Annotated in this window: 13 protein-coding genes; 3 read left to right on the top strand and 10 right to left on the bottom strand. The window is 44.5% G+C overall.

Translation table 11 applies throughout. From position 1 onward, the window contains the following. Positions 1-143: 143 nt before the first annotated feature. The 6 genes from FQV28_RS11285 to FQV28_RS11260 all read right to left on the bottom strand — a co-directional run bounded on the left by FQV28_RS11285 (position 144) and on the right by FQV28_RS11260 (position 5,755). Positions 144-833, bottom strand: coding sequence for a sugar transferase (locus FQV28_RS11285; RefSeq protein ID WP_304608784.1), 690 nt, complete (start codon positions 831-833; stop codon positions 144-146). 35 nt (positions 834-868) lie between these two features. Continuing rightward, entirely contained in the window at positions 869-2,194 is a 1,326-nt protein-coding gene (locus FQV28_RS11280; RefSeq protein WP_146496560.1) for a UDP-glucose dehydrogenase family protein, read from the bottom strand. Between the two features lie 17 nt (positions 2,195-2,211). Further along, the gene (galU, locus tag FQV28_RS11275) at positions 2,212-3,099 is read right to left on the bottom strand and encodes a UTP--glucose-1-phosphate uridylyltransferase GalU (RefSeq protein ID WP_146496558.1); all 888 of its coding nucleotides are present in this window, start codon (positions 3,097-3,099) and stop codon (positions 2,212-2,214) included. A gap of 403 nt (positions 3,100-3,502) precedes the next feature. After that, on the bottom strand, positions 3,503-4,270 hold the full coding sequence (locus FQV28_RS11270) for a tyrosine-protein phosphatase (protein ID WP_146496557.1): 768 nt from the start codon (positions 4,268-4,270) through the stop codon (positions 3,503-3,505). A 48-nt stretch (positions 4,271-4,318) separates the two neighbouring features. Then, entirely contained in the window at positions 4,319-5,023 is a 705-nt protein-coding gene (locus FQV28_RS11265; RefSeq protein WP_146496555.1) for a CpsD/CapB family tyrosine-protein kinase, read from the bottom strand. 3 nt (positions 5,024-5,026) lie between these two features. Then, positions 5,027-5,755, bottom strand: coding sequence for a YveK family protein (locus tag FQV28_RS11260; protein ID WP_146496553.1), 729 nt, complete (start codon positions 5,753-5,755; stop codon positions 5,027-5,029). A gap of 166 nt (positions 5,756-5,921) precedes the next feature. On the opposite strand from FQV28_RS11260, the gene FQV28_RS11255 reads away from it, so the two are divergent. Continuing rightward, positions 5,922-6,716, top strand: a complete 795-nt coding sequence (locus FQV28_RS11255) for an SGNH/GDSL hydrolase family protein (protein WP_146496551.1) — start codon at positions 5,922-5,924, stop codon at positions 6,714-6,716. A gap of 14 nt (positions 6,717-6,730) precedes the next feature. Then, positions 6,731-7,648 (top strand): polyisoprenyl-teichoic acid--peptidoglycan teichoic acid transferase TagU, encoded by a 918-nt coding sequence (tagU, locus tag FQV28_RS11250; RefSeq protein WP_146496549.1) that lies wholly within the window; start codon positions 6,731-6,733, stop codon positions 7,646-7,648. Between the two features lie 76 nt (positions 7,649-7,724). Here the strand turns inward: tagU and FQV28_RS11245 are convergent, their stop codons facing one another. Together FQV28_RS11245 and FQV28_RS11240 are read right to left on the bottom strand one after the other, a co-directional pair. Then, positions 7,725-7,940, bottom strand: coding sequence for a hypothetical protein (locus FQV28_RS11245; RefSeq protein ID WP_146496547.1), 216 nt, complete (start codon positions 7,938-7,940; stop codon positions 7,725-7,727). Between the two features lie 349 nt (positions 7,941-8,289). Further along, positions 8,290-9,210, bottom strand: coding sequence for a trypsin-like peptidase domain-containing protein (locus FQV28_RS11240; protein WP_146496751.1), 921 nt, complete (start codon positions 9,208-9,210; stop codon positions 8,290-8,292). A gap of 111 nt (positions 9,211-9,321) precedes the next feature. On the opposite strand from FQV28_RS11240, the gene FQV28_RS11235 reads away from it, so the two are divergent. Beyond that, on the top strand, positions 9,322-10,254 hold the full coding sequence (locus FQV28_RS11235) for a nuclease-related domain-containing protein (protein WP_186763848.1): 933 nt from the start codon (positions 9,322-9,324) through the stop codon (positions 10,252-10,254). Positions 10,255-10,912: 658 nt separating this feature from the next. Here the strand turns inward: FQV28_RS11235 and FQV28_RS11230 are convergent. After that, the gene (locus FQV28_RS11230; protein ID WP_146496544.1) at positions 10,913-12,871 is read right to left on the bottom strand and encodes a bifunctional 2',3'-cyclic-nucleotide 2'-phosphodiesterase/3'-nucleotidase; all 1,959 of its coding nucleotides are present in this window, start codon (positions 12,869-12,871) and stop codon (positions 10,913-10,915) included. A gap of 951 nt (positions 12,872-13,822) precedes the next feature. Beyond that, positions 13,823-16,873: a S8 family serine peptidase gene (locus FQV28_RS11225; protein ID WP_146496542.1), complete on the bottom strand. Its 3,051-nt coding sequence runs from the start codon at positions 16,871-16,873 to the stop codon at positions 13,823-13,825. Between the last annotated feature and the right edge of the window lie 74 nt (positions 16,874-16,947).

Raw genomic sequence — 16,947 nt, 5'->3', positions numbered from 1 at the left:
TAAGGCTTTTTAATGCTTTTTAATAAGTTATAAAAGAGGAGAAAAGAGTTGCTGATCTCCTCTTTTTCACGTTTATGATAAAAAAACTAATAATATCTTTGATTTTGATTACAATATAAACCTTAAAATAAAACCAAGTTTAATTAGTATGCATTTTTAGAGCCGAAAAGTACAAATACAGTTTTAACAATTAACTTCATATCAATGAAAAAGTTTCTTTCATTAATATATTTCAAGTCTAACTCAACCCACTCTTCAAAACCAATACTACTTCTGCCACTCACTTGCCAATAACAAGTCAATCCAGGAGTAACACTTAAACGCTGTCGTTCGTAACGTGTATATTGGTTAACTTCGTCTAAAAGAGGTGGTCTTGGTCCTACCAAACTCATTTCACCTTTCAGTACATTAAATAATTGAGGTAACTCGTCTATACTCGTTTTGCGAATAAATTGACCAATTTTTGTTATTCTTGGATCTCTTTTAATTTTAAAAACCGGTCCAGTTGCTTCATTTTGTTTCATTAAAGTTGCCTTCAACTCTTCCGCATTCGAAACCATTGACCGAAATTTATACATCGGAAAAGTTTGTTCATCTTTTCCAGCACGCTTTTGTTTAAAGAAAACAGAGCCTTTGGGATCTTCTATTTTTATTAATAGAGCAATCAGCAGGAAGAGCGGAGATAACAGAATGATTCCTGCTAATGACCCTAGAATATCAATAAGGCGTTTCATAAAAAGATAACCATTGCTGTCATTAGCATATACTTTTTCAAAAGCTACATTTTGTAAGTCTCTTTCAATCGTCTCTTTATTTGTACTTGAAACTGTCAATTACTCCACCGCTTTCCCCCATAATATCAACCTGCTCATACATAAACTATTTCGTTTTTTTCTACTATTGATGGTCGCCCAACAGAATGGTATTCAATTCCTTGTTCTTTCATAAAATCCAGTGCAAAGCAGTTTCTGCCGTCTATTACTAGCGGGTATTTCATCGTTTTAAAAAGATTAAGATCGATATTTTTGATTTCATCCCACTCTGTAACGATTAATACTGCATCACTTTCTTCAATTGCTTGTTTCACACTGCTGGCATATTGCACTTTGCTATTCAAAATTGTTTTAGCGTTGTCCATTGCAATTGGATCATATGCGATTACTTCTGCGCCTTGTTTAATAAGTTCATCAGTAACCAAGATAGACGCCGCTTCTCTCATATCATCAGTGTTCGGTTTAAAGGCAAGACCTAGCACAGCTATTCTCTTTCCTTGCAACGAAGTAAATCGATCATTTAATTTTTTCAGAAGCAAACCTTGCTGCTTTTTGTTTACGTTGACTACACCTTTTAGGAGTTCGAAATCATAATCTACGTTCCCAGCAATTTGGATCAACGCTTTCGTGTCTTTAGGGAAGCAGGACCCGCCGTAGCCAATACCAGCTTTTAAGAATTGAGATCCAATTCTTTGGTCTAAGCCCATACCTAGAGCCACATCTTCAACATTAGCATCTAGCAGCTCACAGATATTTGAGATTTCATTTATGAAACTGATTTTAGTCGCTAAAAATGCATTAGAAGCATACTTAATCATTTCAGCACTCTTAATGTCTGTTTTGTAAACTGGAACTCCAAATGGTTTGTTGATTTCAATCAAAATATCTGCAGCTTCATCGCTATCTGAACCAATAACGATTCGGTCTCCATTGAAGGAATCGTGAATAGCAGATCCTTCTTTCAAGAATTCAGGGTTTGAGACAATATCCACTTTGACCTTGTTAGCTAAATTCTCATGAATTATTTGTTTGATTTTGTCATTTGTTCCAACAGGCACGGTGCTCTTTGTCACGACTACAGTATCTTGGCTAATGTTCATAGCAATGTCTTTAGCCACTTGCTCTACAAATCGTAGATTAGCGGAACCGTCTGCATTTTCCGGAGTTCCAACAGCTATATAGATAACATCTGCATCCTTAAATCCTTCTTGGTGTTCTGTTGTAAAGAACAAGCGGTTTTCTGCAATATTCTTTGCCATCAACTCGCTAAGTCCTGGCTCATATATAGGAGAAAATCCCGTTCTCATTTTCTCAACTTTTGCTTCATCTATATCGATACATGTAACAATATGACCGATTTCTGAAAGGCTGACTCCAGTAACCAATCCAACATAGCCTGTACCTACAACTGCAATTTTCATCTTTATCAGCTCCAAATTCAGCGTGTTAATGTGCTTGTTTTTTCTTTTAATACTTCAAGTAACATTTTCTCTACGTCTTTCCCTAACTCTTCACTAGCTAAGGCAAATTCAATAGTTGTACGGATAAAGCCAAGCTTTTCTCCAACATCGTATCGCTTACCTTCAAAGTCATATGCAAACACATTTTGAAGTTCATTTAACTTTTGAATGGCATCAGTTAATTGAATCTCTCCGCCTGCTCCTACTTCTTGCTTCTCCAACAGTTCGAAAATCTCTGGAGTTAAAATATAGCGGCCCATAATCGCCAAGTTTGATGGTGCAGTTCCTAAAGCCGGCTTTTCGACAAATTCATTTACTTGGTAAAGTCTGCCTTGCGCTTTGCTTGGATCGATAATTCCATAGCGGTTTGTTTCATCGTTTGGAACTTGCTGTACTCCAATAATAGAAGTTTGAGTCTCATCATACTGCTCGATCAACTGTTTTAAGCAAGGCTTTTCAGCTTGAACAATGTCGTCTCCAAGCAAAACGGCAAATGGTTCGTTCCCAATAAACTTGCGTGCACTCCAGACTGCATGGCCAAGGCCTTTTGCTTCTTTCTGTCTAATGTAATGGATTTCCACTTTTGATGATTGGGCCACTTTTTCTAAAAGATCGAGCTTTCCTTTTTCCAGAAGGTTTGCTTCCAATTCAAAGTTATTGTCGAAATGATCTTCAATAGCCCGCTTGCCTTTGCCAGTTACAATGATGATATCTTCTATACCTGAAGCTATTGCTTCTTCTACTATGTACTGAATTGTAGGCTTATCGACGATTGGCAGCATTTCTTTCGGCATTGCTTTTGTTGCTGGCAAAAAGCGAGTCCCTAAGCCAGCTGCTGGGATAATTGCTTTAGTTACTTTTTTCATTTTTATTCCCCCTAAATATATTTTCATGGAATCTATGTAATTTATAACTACATCTAAAGAATGACATGTAAATATACCTTGTATATATAAGGTATATTTATTCTGTTTTTTACTAATTAATGGAATAATTGCTCAAAAAAAAAAGCCGATGCAAATTGTTATGTACAATTAGCGAATCGACTCTTTAATAAGATTATGACTAGGTAAAAGGACTATCTATCCAAACCTAAACATTACTTATTCCCCGCTCGTCGTCTTCTAAACTCATTCTAGCATACTATTTATTGGAAGTGATAGAGTTTTTTTATCAATAAATTACTTTTTTTCAAATTTTAATGTAAAACGCTTTCACGCAATTAATATTAATAAATTGATTAGCAATTCGATTTTCAAAGTTCTAATATCATCCGAAAATATTCCACCATTTTGATTTTGTAATATTCTGCGGCTCCAGTACATGAAGATTTTCATTTAACAAAATGCGGTCATTATTCTCGAGCATGATATCAACAATCTCATGGTAGTTCTTCTTCTCTAAATAATCCAAACCTTCATTATAAAGAAATGGGCGAGTGGTCAAATTGTGGATGTCTGATCCGTAGACATGAATCAAGTTGGCATCGATCAAGTCCATTGCGGTGCGTTGAATGGCTTTTCCAAAACTGCCGGCGACTGATCCCGCTGTCACTTGAGCCAATGCCCCGTGAAGCAAAAGTTTGCGCAAGCGTTCCGGTTTTTCGATAATGCCTTGGTTGCGTTCCGGATGCGCGATGATCGGCACGTAATTGCTTGTAATCAGCTGTTGGATAATCTGGACTGTGTATGCAGGCACGCCTGATGAAGGCAGTTCCAACAAGACGTATTGCGAATCGGCTAGCGTCAACGCTTCACCCGCTTTCAAGCGCTCCGGCAGCTTTTCTGAAAGCCGGCATTCCTGGCCGCTGTATATCTCGATCGGCAGATTTTGTTCTTTAATGTATTTTTTAGTTTGTTCCAATTGGTTGTTTAACGCTGCTAAATCGGTTTTGAAATTCGGGTGATAAGCATGAGGCGTCGCGATGATGCCCGTAATCTGCTCTTTCACTGCCGCTTCTAACATTTTTCGGGTTAGTTCCATCGTTTCAGCGCCGTCATCAAGTCCGGCTAGTATATGCGCATGTGTATCGATCATGCTGCTTCCTCCTTATGGCAAGTAAAAAGAGTAAAAAGGAAATCCTTTTTACTCAGAAGAGCCGTAATACTGGTAATAATGGCTATCTTTCGCTAACACATAATTATTCAAGACAGCGCCAATAATTTTACTATTTGAAGCCGTAATGGCTTCTTTTGCTTTCAGTGCCATTTCTTTTTCTGTATTGCCTGAATTCACTACTAAAACAGTGCCATCACATTTGTTCGCTATAATTTGGCCATCAGTTACGGATAAAACAGGCGGCGCATCAAAAACGATTAAATCATACTTTTCTTTTAATTGTTTTATCAGCAGGTCCATTGATTTTGAAGCCAATAGTTCGGCTGGATTTGGCGGTATGGGTCCGCATGTTAAAAGATCCAACCTTTCAACCGCTGTTGGGCGGATAGCATCTTCTGCTGTTGCTTGGCGAGTCAAGACGCTTGAAAGGCCGATCGTATTTCCCATATGGAATGTGTAATGCGTTGTTGGCTTCCGCATATCGCCATCGACGAGCAGCACTTTTTTCCCTTCTTGGGCGAAAACTACGGCCAAGTTCGCCGAAGTCGTCGATTTTCCTTCTGAAGGCGCTGCTGAAGTCACGACCATTGTCCGGATGTCGGTATCCGGTGATGAGAATGTGATGTTCGTACGCAGTGTACGGAATTGTTCTGCTACATAAGATTTAGGAGTTGTAAACGCAATAAGTTTACGAGCTGTTTGCTGCAATACTTTTTTCTGTCTTCTAGCCATAACTTAACCCGCTCTCCTTCTCGATGATGTTGCCGCTTTTTCGGTCAGCTCCGCTTTTTCTTGAATCGGCGAAATAACCCCAAGCAATGGAATTCCTAAAATATCTTCGATGTCTTGGTCTGTCTTCATGGACGTATCCAAGTATTCAAGCAAGAATGCAATCCCTACGCCGAGCATCAAACCGATTACAGCTGCAATTGCCATGTTCATCATCGGGTTTGGGGCAACTGGTGCAGGATTTTCTTTTAATACTGCCGGAGAAAGGATCGACACGTTATCAACGCTCATCAACTCCTGGATTTCTTCTTGGAAGACGTTCGCTGTTGTGTTTGCAATGTTTACCGCAACTTGTGGGTCTGGATCTTGCACTGAGACATTGACGACTTGTGATTGTTCTGCAGTCGCAACTGTGATTTTATTGGTCAGCTGCTCTGTCGTTAACCCTAAGTTGAGCTGTTCTTCCACTTGATCTAATATTGCAGGGCTTTTAATGATGACGCTATATGTATTGATCAATTGCAAGTCGGCTTGGATGTTTTGGTTGATCGCTGTGGCGGCGTCCGTTTTTTCCTGGTTGACGAGAATTTGCGTCGAGGTCTCGTAGATTGGCGTGAGGAACAAATATGATACAGCACCGGCAATCGTGACAGCTAAAATTGTCAGCAAAGCGATCAATCCGAGGCGCTTTTTCAAGGTTTGGAACAAGTCTTGCAAACTGATGGTTTCTTCCATGTACGTGGTGGCTCCTTTAATGGTCTTTTTAAACACTTATGCTAGTATAGCATAAGGTGGTGCCTTTGGAACTTCCATTTTTAAAAAGTTTTATAGGCTAATAGATTTAATTATGCTATGTTTATGGTTAGAAATCGCAAGTTATTGAAAGGAGTTTAATAAGGAATTGAGAAAATTAATCGCTATTTTATTAGTCATTGGATGTATTGTACTCTTAGGATTTAGTTACATAACATGGAAAGATAAACTTGCAGCGGCAAGCACAAAGCCTGCAGAAGCTGCCACTCTTATAGAAGAAAAAGAGGAAAAGGCTGAAACCTCTGAGCCGATAAAGCAAGTTGTAACGGAAGACCAGCTGGAGCGTTTGATGGCTGAGTTGGACGAAAGCGTGCAGAAAGTTTTCACGGACCGCTTTGAGGCAGACGAGAAAGTTCAACTGCTGATTGTGGGATCGGAAGCGATGGACGCTGGGGATGTTGGCTATGGTGAAGAGCTGGAACGCGCGATTGAAGAAGCTTACGGCGGATTTATCGAAGTGGATGCTGTTTCATTTGACGGGACTTCCGCTGAATTTATAGAAGAAGAAATTGATTTATCCAGCGACTACGATGTGGTTCTCTTTGAACCGTTCACATTAAACAATAATGGCTTGGTCGAAATTGAAGTGGAACACGAACATATTGAGGCGTTTTATGGGCAGCTTCAAACGGAAGTTAGTGACGCAGTATTGCTGCTGCAGCCTCCACAGCCAATATACGGCGCCGGGTATTATTTGACGCAAGTGAATGCTTTGGAAGAATTTGCTTCTTTGAGTGATATTGTGTATATTAATCACTGGTCTGCTTGGCCTGCTACTACGGACCCAGCACTCCAAGATTACTTGACGGAAGAAAAAAATCCAAATGACACCGGTTCACAGACTTGGGCAAACGAATTGAAGGGCTATTTTATAGCTGAATAACGGGGGAAAGAACGATGGAAAGCCGCAGAAAAAAAACAAAAAAGAAAAAATGGCCATGGATTGTCGGGATACTGGGACTGCTTGTTGTAGGGCTTGGCGTTTACTTGTTTATGGTTTATAACAGCTTTACGAACACATTGGAAGAAATGCACGAACCGATTGACCGTGAGAAATCAGACAAACGGACCGAAGAAGTCGTGTTTGATGAGAAAGATCCATTCTCTGTCCTATTGCTTGGCGTCGATGAGCGCGAAGGCGACAGCGGCCGCTCGGATACGATTGTTGTTTTGACAATCAATCCTACTGAAAAATCGACAAAGATGGTATCGATTCCACGTGATACGTATACAGAAATTGTTGGGCATGGAACGACCGATAAGATCAACCACGCATACGCGTTCGGCGGCATTGAAATGTCACTTGCCACAGTCGAGAATTTAATAGATATCCCGATTGATTATGTGGTACAGGTGAATATGGAAGGCTTTAAAGATATCGTGGACGCAGTCGGCGGTGTTGATGTTAATAATTCATTTGCTTTCGACGATTTCGCAGCCGGCAATATCCACTTGACCGGCGATAAAGCGTTAAGCTATGTCCGCATGAGATATGAAGATCCGCGCGGCGATTTCGGCCGCCAAGACCGCCAGAAGCAAGTGCTGCAAGGCATTATGCGTGAAGGCGCATCCGTCAACAGCTTGGTGAACTACAAAGACATATTTACTGCACTCGGCGACAACGTCCGCACGAACATGACGTTCGATGAAATGGTCGAAGTGCAAGGCAATTACCGCGACGCGGTCGGCACAGTCGACCAGATCATTGTTGAAGACGGCACGGGTGAAACCATCGACGGCATTTGGTATTACATGATGAATGACGCTGAATTGGCCGAGATCCAGGAAACATTGAAGAGCCATTTAGAACTATAAGAAAACCGCGTTCTCTTTTGAGAACGTGGTTTTTTGCATGCGTGGATTTTAAATGGTGAGTGATGCAGTTAGTTGTTCAAGCCAGAACTTTTTTTTTTATGTCGTCTAACTTAAGCGGTTTTAATCCATAGTGGTTTACAAAGTGAATAAATGCTTTCCGCGGAATGCCCAGTTGTTTGGCACTGACGGACGGCCCTTGCTCGTTGGTGATGTAAAGTGTGGTTAAAATCTCTTTCAAGTCTTGGTTGTACTGCTTTTCAATCTTCTCTTTGTAGAAATTGTAATTTTCCATAGCCCCTTCAACCTTCTTCCCCGTTTTAGATTTTCTCTCTGTCTGTTAATCTATTTCCAGTATATAGGTAGAATGACATTTTGACTAGTCTAAATTACACATTATTTTAATATATCTTGTGATTTTTCTGAGATAAAGCAGAAAAAGCGAAAAAACCGTGACTTTATACCCTATTATATTTATTTGTTTATTGATTCTAATAATTCGATATTGGTAAGCAAGTTTAGGCATTTCTTCGGTTCCCTTATTGTTTGTGGAGTGTGCTTGCTTCATTTTAACTCTTTTATTTCTTCCTAAGTAAAAAGGCACATCCTTTGAGACGTGCCCTTCTTGATTGAATAGATGATGGTTAGTTCCTTCTGCTCCATTCGCTTTCACTTGGCTGATCCAAGATTTGTTCTATTTCCTCCTGGGACATCGGGTTGTTCAGCCAGTCGGTAAGAAGGTCTTCGACTGTGTGCATCGGGATTGAAAAGCCGATGGAGATGCCGTCTGTGTATTGGATCGAGTTGATGGCAATGACTTTTCCGGTTGCAGCGTCGACAAGCGGACCGCCGCTCGAGCCAGGTGCGAGCTGTGCATCGATCTGGTACATGTCTTTGTAGATGAAGTTATGTTCAAAGTCGCGCCCTTCTCCGGTGACGTATCCGATAGAAGCGGAGTTTTCAAAACCGGACGGACTGCCGAATGCGATAACTTCCGTGCCGACTTCTGTTTGGTTTGATTCGACTTCAATCGGCGTATTTCCGGCATAAGCATCAACTTGGACAAGCGCTACATCGTCCACCACCGAAATGCCGATGACGCGCCCCGACTCTTCCTCCCCGTCTGCACTGCGGACGAGCAAGTCGCTGTTTCCGGAAACTACGTGGGCATTGGTGATGAGTATGCCGCTATCGGTGAACAGGAATCCAGTCCCGGACACTTCGTCTGATTCGATTGTGAAAACTTTATGCCGGGTTTCTTGGATAATGTCTTTCTTTTCTTTCGCGCTTTCGGTCTGAGGAGGGGCCGCTTCTGCTTCAGGCTGCTGGGTTAAAGATTGGGTGGTGTTTTCCGCTTCCAGTGACATGGGTTGGACAGTTTGTTCATCGGTAAGCCGGGCGGCGGAAAATCCCGCCCCGATGAGCAGCAGCGAAAGGAAGATTGCTTGTACTTTGTTGCGTTTACCTTTTTTATGCATCCGGGTGATTCTGTCCACAGGCTGGCCGCAGTCTATGCAATAATGCGCTGTCTCTCTGTTTTTGTATCCACAATTGGAACAAAACATAGCGGTCTCCCTCCTACGAAGTGGTGTTATGGGTAGTATACCCGGATCATTAAATATAAGTCTGAAAATTAAATAAATTTAATGATATACTACAGGGAAAGGAGGTATGCCATGTTTATGAAAGAACGGACGGCCCCGCATTTGCTGGCGGCTTTGCCTAGATTGATGCACCGATTGCCGAAGAGCCATGAGTGCTGGGAAGATATAGCCCAGGACCATTATAAAGTGAGAGCTGGATTTGGCGGAGAGCAATATGTGGATGCAATCTTGAAGCGGTTGAGGATTCCCCATGTGGCGGTTGCCGACTTGCAGCTGGCGGAAAGGTTTTGCCAGATTGACACGGTGGTGCTGACGCCCGCTTTTGCGCTGATTTTGGAAGTGAAGAATTTCTCAGGTACGCTACTGTTCAATGAAACAAGCTTCCACATGGAACAAGAAACCCGCGACGGAACAAGACTGGGCTTTAACTCCCCCGCCACTCAAGTGTGGAATGCAAAAGAAGAGCTGGCTTTGATAGTTGATCGTCTAGGTGTGAAGCTGCCGATCCATACCGCAATCGTACTCCCCTACTCCTCGACACTGGTCGAGCGGGCACCGAAAGATATACCTCTTGTTTATGGCAACGCATTGAACCACTTCATCTCCCGCCTCCCCCAGACAGGCCGCTTGATGCCCTTTAGCGAAATGGAGGCCATTGGCCAACTTCTGATTAATCACCATTCCCCTTTCCTCAAAACCGACTACTCTAAAACATACTTCTACGAAACGAAGGATTTGAAAAAAGGTGTCCTTTGCGGCTCCTGTGGCAGCCCATGCCGCAGAATGAGCCAGCGAACTTTTATATGTAATTCGTGTCAGGCAAAAGTTGTCGATGGCTACGAGCGGGCGCTTGACGATTGGTTCGAATTCGCCACGCCTGGTATAAGCGGCGAGCAGCTTCAAGCATATTTGGGATTGAAGGACAAACATGCGGTTGGGTATTTGATGCGGAAGATGGGGTTTGTTCGGATTGAGGGGTCAAGGGTTTATCAGAGAGTGGAGTGAGGCGGTTGTAAATTGGTTAGCATTCGCTGAATGGGAGGGTGAGTTACAACCTTTCGTGACTCAGTTCCAACTTTTTGGGAGTGAGTTACAACTTTTCGCCTCTGAGTTACAACTTCTTCCCCTCGAGTTACAACTTTTTGTGTTTGAGTTAGAACTTCCTCTCCTATGAGCTTGCTGGGTGATTGGCATTCGCGGCTGCGAATGCCTTCTTTTGGGGGTTGCGGGCTTTTCGCCTGGGCGAAAAGCTTTCCAATTAGTTTTTTTGTTGCTGGAAGGGTGAGTTACGACTTTTTGGCGTCGAGTTCCAACTTGCGGGCAGCGAGTTACAACTTTTTGTGCCTGAGTTCCAACTTCTTCACCTATGAGCTTGCTGGATGATCGGCATTCGCAGCTGCGAATGCCTTCTTTTGGGAGTGAGGGCTTTTCGTCGAGGCGAAAAGCTATCAAAATAGTTTTTTGTTGCTAGGAGGGTGAGTTACAACTTATTGAGGTCGAGTTACAATTTGTAGGCAGCGAGTTACAACTTCTTCTCTTTGAGTTATAACTTTTCGCCTCTGAGTTCCAACTTCTTCTCCCATGTTCCATCTTCTCACCTCCACTCCTCCCACAAAAAAGAAGCCATTCACTTCTGGAGTGAATGGCTTCTTCCTACTGTTGTTTATTCAACTTCTATTGAGAATTTAGCAAAGCCGTTTGTAACTGGTGCCACGTATTTGATGCCGCTGTCTGCTGGGATCACGTCTTGGGCTTTAGGTGAGCTTTCGAACGTGAGTGTTGCTCCGCTGCCGATTGGCGCAAAGTTCCAGTTGCCGTCAGCAGACGGGTTGATTGTTCCAAAATCTACCATATAATCCATGATAGCTTGGCGGTTTTCGTAAGCAAAGTCGATTTCTTCAGATGCGTTGCGGACACCTGGGAAGTTGCCGCTCGCACGGTAGTTGTTCGTAACGACCAGGAATTCTTGATCGTTTGCTACAGCTTGTCCATTATACGTAAGGTTCTTGATGCGGTTTGCTGTTTCATTCACTAAGTTGCCATCTTTGTCGTATTTCGCTGGCTGCGTTACGTCAATTTCGTAGTTTACGCCATCGATGACGTCAAAGTTGTATGTGCGGAAGTCGTTGTTGATCAATGCTTGTTCGCCAGTTGCTGATGGGTTGATTTGATTGAATTGGCCAGCTGACATTTCAAGCCATTCTTTTACATCTGCCCCGGTCATTTTCAAAGCGAATAGCGTGTTGTCGAACACATAAAGGTCAGCGACGTTTTTGATTGCGATGCTGCCTGCTGCGATATCCGTGTAGTACTCAGCACCGTTGCGTGAACCTGCTTTGAACGGAGCTGCCGCTGTTAGGAGCGGCAAGTCAGCGTTAGCTGTTCCTGCGATTTTATTTTCAACAAACCATTTTTGTGCATTGTTGACAATTTGCACAGAAGGATCGTCTTTGACAAGTGAGAAATAGCTGTTGATCGGTGCAGACGTTTCACCCACTGGTTGGCGGACATAGTCGATTGTCGCTTCGTGCGCTTCTTTTACTGCATCGACGACTTCTTCAGCCACGACATCAGTAGCTGTGTCTATAGCGCGAAGTTCCGCTTCTTCTTCAACAACGGTCCATTCTTTGCCTTTAGGCATCAATGTCAAATCGATGACGCCCAAGTGGCTACCGAACTTGCCTGGCATAACGACTGGCGTGCCATTGATCGTGCCTTGTTCTTGGTCGACATTCGGAAGGTCTTTGTAAGCGCCTGGGAATGTTTCGTGGTTGTGGCCAGTGATGATGGCATCGATTCCTTCAACCTCAGAAAGTTGGTAGGTGACGTTTTCTTCGCCGACTTCGTATACTTCATCGCCCATGCCTGAATGAGAAAGGACAACCACAACGTCAGCGCCCGCTTTTTTCACTTCCGGCAAGAACTTCTTGACGGATTCGACTGCGTCTTTTGCCACCACTTTGCCTTCAAGGTTTACGCGGTCCCATTTCATGATCTGCGGCGCAACAACACCGATGACACCTACTTGGATCGTCTGTTTTTTGCCTTTGTTGTCAACGACTTCTTTGTCGATGACTGTGTATGGCGTAAAGCGGTTTTTGCCCGTTTCCGCATCGTAGACGTTCGCGTTCAGTACCGGGAACGGTGCGTCGTCCATTGTTTCGTCCAAGTAATCCAGGCCGAAGTTGAACTCATGGTTCCCAAGAGTGGATGCGTCAAAGTCCAAAGATTCAAGTGCCGCATATGCCGGGTGCAACTCGCCGTCTTCCAATTTGTCGACAGTCGCTTTGTAGCCGCCAAGCGGTGTTCCTTGAATCAAGTCGCCGTTATCAAACAACAGCGAGTTTTTGCTTTCTGCACGTGCTTGCTTTATAAGAACCCCTGTTTTTGCTAATCCGAGGCTATTTGAAATTTTGTCTTGGTAATAATCATAATTCACGAAGTTCGTGTGTATATCAGATGTGCCGAGAATGCGAAGCGATACTTCCTGTTTTTCCAGACCTTTACCCGGGTTGTCCACTGCATTTTTTGCTGCCAGTGCCGTTGAGTCCACTGATACTAAACCGCTTACAGCGAGTACCACTGCTGAAGCAGTCATCGCCGCTTTCTTTTGAATCGACATTGTTCCATCTCCCTAATAGTGATTTTTCCAACTATTTTATTATATAGAGAATTTATTGAATAATCGTTTTTTGTAACTAAGATGTAATAATTAAGTTTTTTCTTAATAGTTTTTACATTTCACACACTTCTAGAATCATTTCCCGGGAAATGATTTTCGAATTGTCAGATTTTATTTCCTGGAAAATATCAGTTGGAAATGGAGGTTGAGAGGCAAGTTCCGACTTTCTCCTTGTGAGTTCCAACTTCTCCACTTAAGAGCTGGCTGGGTGTTCGGCATTCGCGGCTGCGAATGCCTTCTTTTTGGGGTGAGGGCTTTTCGCCGAAGCGAAAAGCTTTCAAACAAATCTTTTTTCTAGCTGCATCGAGCGAGTTACAACCTTTTCCGCACGAGTTACAACTTTCTCTCCGTGAGTTCCAACTTCTCTCCCTCGAGTTCCAACTTTCCCCTCATGAGTTCCAACTTTCCTACCTAAGAGCTGGCTGGGTGTTCGGCATTCGTGGCCGCGAATGCCTTCTTTTTGGGGTGAGGGCTTTTCGCTGGTGCGAAAAGCTTTCAAATAGATCTCTTTTCTAGCTGCATTTGGCGAGTTACAACTTTCCAATCTCGAGTTACAACTTTTCCCCCTCGAGTTACAACTTTCTTCTATTGAGTTCCAACTTTCCCGTCATGAGTTCCAACTTTCCTACCTAAGAGCTGGCTGGGTGATCGGCATTCGTGGCTGCGAATGCCTTCTTTTTGGGGTAAGGGCTTTTCGCCGAAGCGAAAAGCCTTCAAACAAATCTTTTTTCTAGCTGCATCGAGCGAGTTACAACCTTTTCCGCACGGGTTACAACTTTCTCTCTGCGAGTTCCAACCTTTCCCCTCCGAGTTACAACTTCTCCCCCAAAAGCTCCATCCTCCCGCGAAAAAGACAAAAAAAAGCGGGAGGATTTTCTCCTCCCGCTTTGCTCACTTCTGATAGATGACGGCCTCGCCTTTATTGCCCGCAGCGTCTGTCACGACCACAGTAATGGCTTCGATTGCTTCATCTTCCGCTACTGGCACGGAGAAGGAACCGTCTTGTTCCAAGTTGAATGGCACTGGTTCTTCTGCTGCCCCGTTTCGGGTGATGATGTAGGTTGCGTGTAGTTTGTCGTTCAAGTCGAAATCCAGGGCATAAAGTTTTAGGACCGTGTTGAATTCCAGGTACCGGTCAGTGACTGTTCCTGTTGCTGCCCCGCCAGAGACGGAGCCGGAAATGTCCGGTTTGGACGTTTTGACGAAGAATGGCATGGCGGTTCCGAAGACAAACGGGAATTGGACGTCCGGAGCGGCTTCGCCATTAAATTGGATGGAGTAGACACCGTCCGGTATGCGTTTTTTCGGATCTCCGTTCCACGGGTAGTACTGGCCATCGATTGGCAAATTGTATTTCCCTTTTTTCATTTCATTTCCTTCCATCAGATAGCCCACTTCTGAAAAAGTAGGCACGCCTTCCCCATACTCTGCACCTAAATCGTATAGCGTGATGTCATAACGGATCAAATCTCCGGTCAACGTGAAATCCAAGGTTCCTTCATCTTTCACCCCGTCACCATTTGGAGACAGATCAGTTTCCGATAAAGCGAAGTTTTGCATTTCCACAACGGGCACTCCGCTAAAGTTGGCGGCAAATGGCAAGGAAAGCTTGGCATCGCCTTTTGTAAGATGGATATACCCGAGAATTTCAGCTTCAAATAATTGTTCCGGATTTTTACTGGCCGTCAATGTGACGGTCAGTTCCTGTTCTCCCGATAAGGTGAATGATGGTTTATCGACGGTCACTTTGGCATCCCCGAATGCCTTTGTCACTTCAACGGTTGTTTTATAATCGCCGCCTTTTCCCGTGATGTCTTTGACGAGGATCTTTTTGGCGACGGACAAGTTCTTTTCTTTCAAGGATTGATTGCCAAAGGTGACGGTTCCTTTCGGGTTATCGACCAAGGCACCTGACTGGTTTTGGACTGCCTGGTCCTGGGCGTAAGCGAGTGCTTCAGGATGGGCTGCCTGGTAGGCTTCGACGCGCCCTGCCCCTTGTGCGAACACATCAAAGTTTTCTTTGTCCAGGTTTTTGGCGGTGTTCGACATAGCGACTTTGATGTCAAACGGCGTCCAGTCCGGATGAGCTTGCTTCAATAGGGCCGCAATTCCGGTGACATGCGGTGCCGACATGGACGTTCCGGAGTCCCGCGTGTAAGCGTTTGTGTAATCGGCATTCGGGTAGTCCGCTTTGTACATCGGTTTGGTTGAAAGAATGCGTGTTCCAGGCGCCACTACATCCGGTTTGATGTCAAAGTTCGGTGTGCTTGGCCCCTGGCTGCTCGTGACATGCACTTCATCACCTTTGGTTTTGGCCGTTTTGAAATCACCGAATGTAACCGTTCCTTTAGTATCTTTCAGCTGCGCCCGGAGCGCTTCCCCGTCCGTTTGGGACAAGTCGAACGCCGGAATAAAATCAAACGAGTCGCCGATAAAGAGTCCGGATGCTTCCGGAGCCCCTTCCCCTCTTCTGACATTATGAAGGAACACCGCAACAGCGCCTTGCGCTTTGGCAGTCCTGATTTTCTCTTCCGGCACGATGCGGCCGAGAGCGACGACAGCCACTTTGCCTTTTACATCGAGGCCTTCATAGTCTTTCTCCTGTCCCGCTTCCGGAACGGAAACAAGTTCGTATTCACCGGTCAATTGCGCTGCCGGGTCTTCGTTGAATGTTGTGGCCATCAAGTTGGCTGGTTTCTCCAGTTTATATTCACCAACTGTGGCATTGACCGCCGCTGAATGGCGTTCTTCGGGAAGTGTCGTATTCCCGACTGTAATGCCAAGGCGGGAAGTTCCCGGCGATCCCACTGATGTCCGGTATGGACCAAAATTGCCTCCTGCCAAAACTGAAGTCGTGCCGGCGAGTGTGGCATTATTGACCGCATACGCCATACTTTCGGATTCAGAAGTGTTGAAAACGCCGAGCGACAGATTGAGGACATCCATGTCCTGCTCCGCCGCTTCTTCAATGCCGGCCAGAACCCACGATACTTGGCCGCTTCCATATGCCCCCATTACCCGGTAAGCGTACAATTCCACTTTTGGGGCCATTCCTTTAAAGCCGAATTCGTTTGCCCCGATGGCAGCAATCGTTCCCGATACGTGGGTGCCGTGATAGGTTGCAAACGGAATTCCCCATTCGTTATATTCGGGCATATTGGCCGGACGTTCCGACGGCTTTGTTTCGGAAGGGTCATTATCCGGACGCGGCTTTGTGTAAGTGGCTGAAAACTTGACGAAGTTTTTGCCGCCTTTATAGACGCCTTTGAATTCCGGATGGTCGGGGTCAATGCCGGTATCGAGCACCGCCACTTTGACGCCCTCACCTTGGATCCCTTCTGCCCAGAGCTTATCCACACCAAGAAGTGACGGCGTCGGGTCTGCCCCTGTAGCCGCTTGCGGCGCTTCTGCTTGCGGCGCTCCATCTGCCATCGCTTTTACGGTATGGTCCGGTTCGATAAAGCGGACGCCCGGCACTTCCAGCATTTTTTTCAAATCGCCAGCTTTGACGGTCGCTGAAAAGCCGTTCAATACAGTTGAGTAAGAATGCGTTTCTTCATAAGAGATGTTCTTTGATTGGAGTTCAGCCCGCACTTCGGTTTGCTGCGCTTCAACTTTCGCCTTTATATCGGTTGCCTGCTCTTTTGAAAAGGCCAGGCCTTTCGAAGCCCGGATGCCTTCTTCAAGCGCGATCGGCTTTTCCGCCAAATGGATGATGACCGCCACTTCCTTGTCGCCTTTAAGATCCCTCAACTCGCGGTCGAGCCTTGGCCCCTGCGCTGAGAGCTTCAGCTGTTCTTTAACAGCTGCCGCGAGTTCGCTGTCGCTCTCCTCTCGGCTTTCTTTTTCTGCTGCTGATAATGAGAACGGTGATAAGAGCGATAAAATCAATACCAGCGGCAAGATACGATTGAACAACTTTTGCGTTTCGGTTTTGCCCACTTCCAACTCCTCCTTAAAATGGTATGTATGGAAATCTGAAAATTTTAACAAATTCAGTTTATCATAAATATTTG

The sequence above is a fragment of the Planomicrobium sp. CPCC 101079 genome, assembly GCF_007859275.1.
Classification (GTDB): Bacteria; Bacillota; Bacilli; order Bacillales_A; family Planococcaceae; genus Planococcus.
This window is presented reverse-complemented; position numbering and strand designations above follow the sequence as displayed.

What these genes read in the sequence shown, in the direction of transcription:
- FQV28_RS11240 (WP_146496751.1), bottom strand. Translation starts at nt 9,210, where the DNA reads ATGTTTTGTTCCAATTGTGGATACAAAAACAGAGAGACAGCGCATTAT.
- FQV28_RS11280 (WP_146496560.1), bottom strand. Translation starts at nt 2,194, where the DNA reads ATGAAAATTGCAGTTGTAGGTACAGGCTATGTTGGATTGGTTACTGGA.
- FQV28_RS11235 (WP_186763848.1), top strand. Translation starts at nt 9,322, where the DNA reads ATGTTTATGAAAGAACGGACGGCCCCGCATTTGCTGGCGGCTTTGCCT.
- tagU (WP_146496549.1), top strand. Translation starts at nt 6,731, where the DNA reads ATGGAAAGCCGCAGAAAAAAAACAAAAAAGAAAAAATGGCCATGGATT.
- galU (WP_146496558.1), bottom strand. Translation starts at nt 3,099, where the DNA reads ATGAAAAAAGTAACTAAAGCAATTATCCCAGCAGCTGGCTTAGGGACT.
- FQV28_RS11260 (WP_146496553.1), bottom strand. Translation starts at nt 5,755, where the DNA reads ATGGAAGAAACCATCAGTTTGCAAGACTTGTTCCAAACCTTGAAAAAG.
- FQV28_RS11265 (WP_146496555.1), bottom strand. Translation starts at nt 5,023, where the DNA reads ATGGCTAGAAGACAGAAAAAAGTATTGCAGCAAACAGCTCGTAAACTT.
- FQV28_RS11245 (WP_146496547.1), bottom strand. Translation starts at nt 7,940, where the DNA reads ATGGAAAATTACAATTTCTACAAAGAGAAGATTGAAAAGCAGTACAAC.
- FQV28_RS11230 (WP_146496544.1), bottom strand. Translation starts at nt 12,871, where the DNA reads ATGTCGATTCAAAAGAAAGCGGCGATGACTGCTTCAGCAGTGGTACTC.
- FQV28_RS11270 (WP_146496557.1), bottom strand. Translation starts at nt 4,270, where the DNA reads ATGATCGATACACATGCGCATATACTAGCCGGACTTGATGACGGCGCT.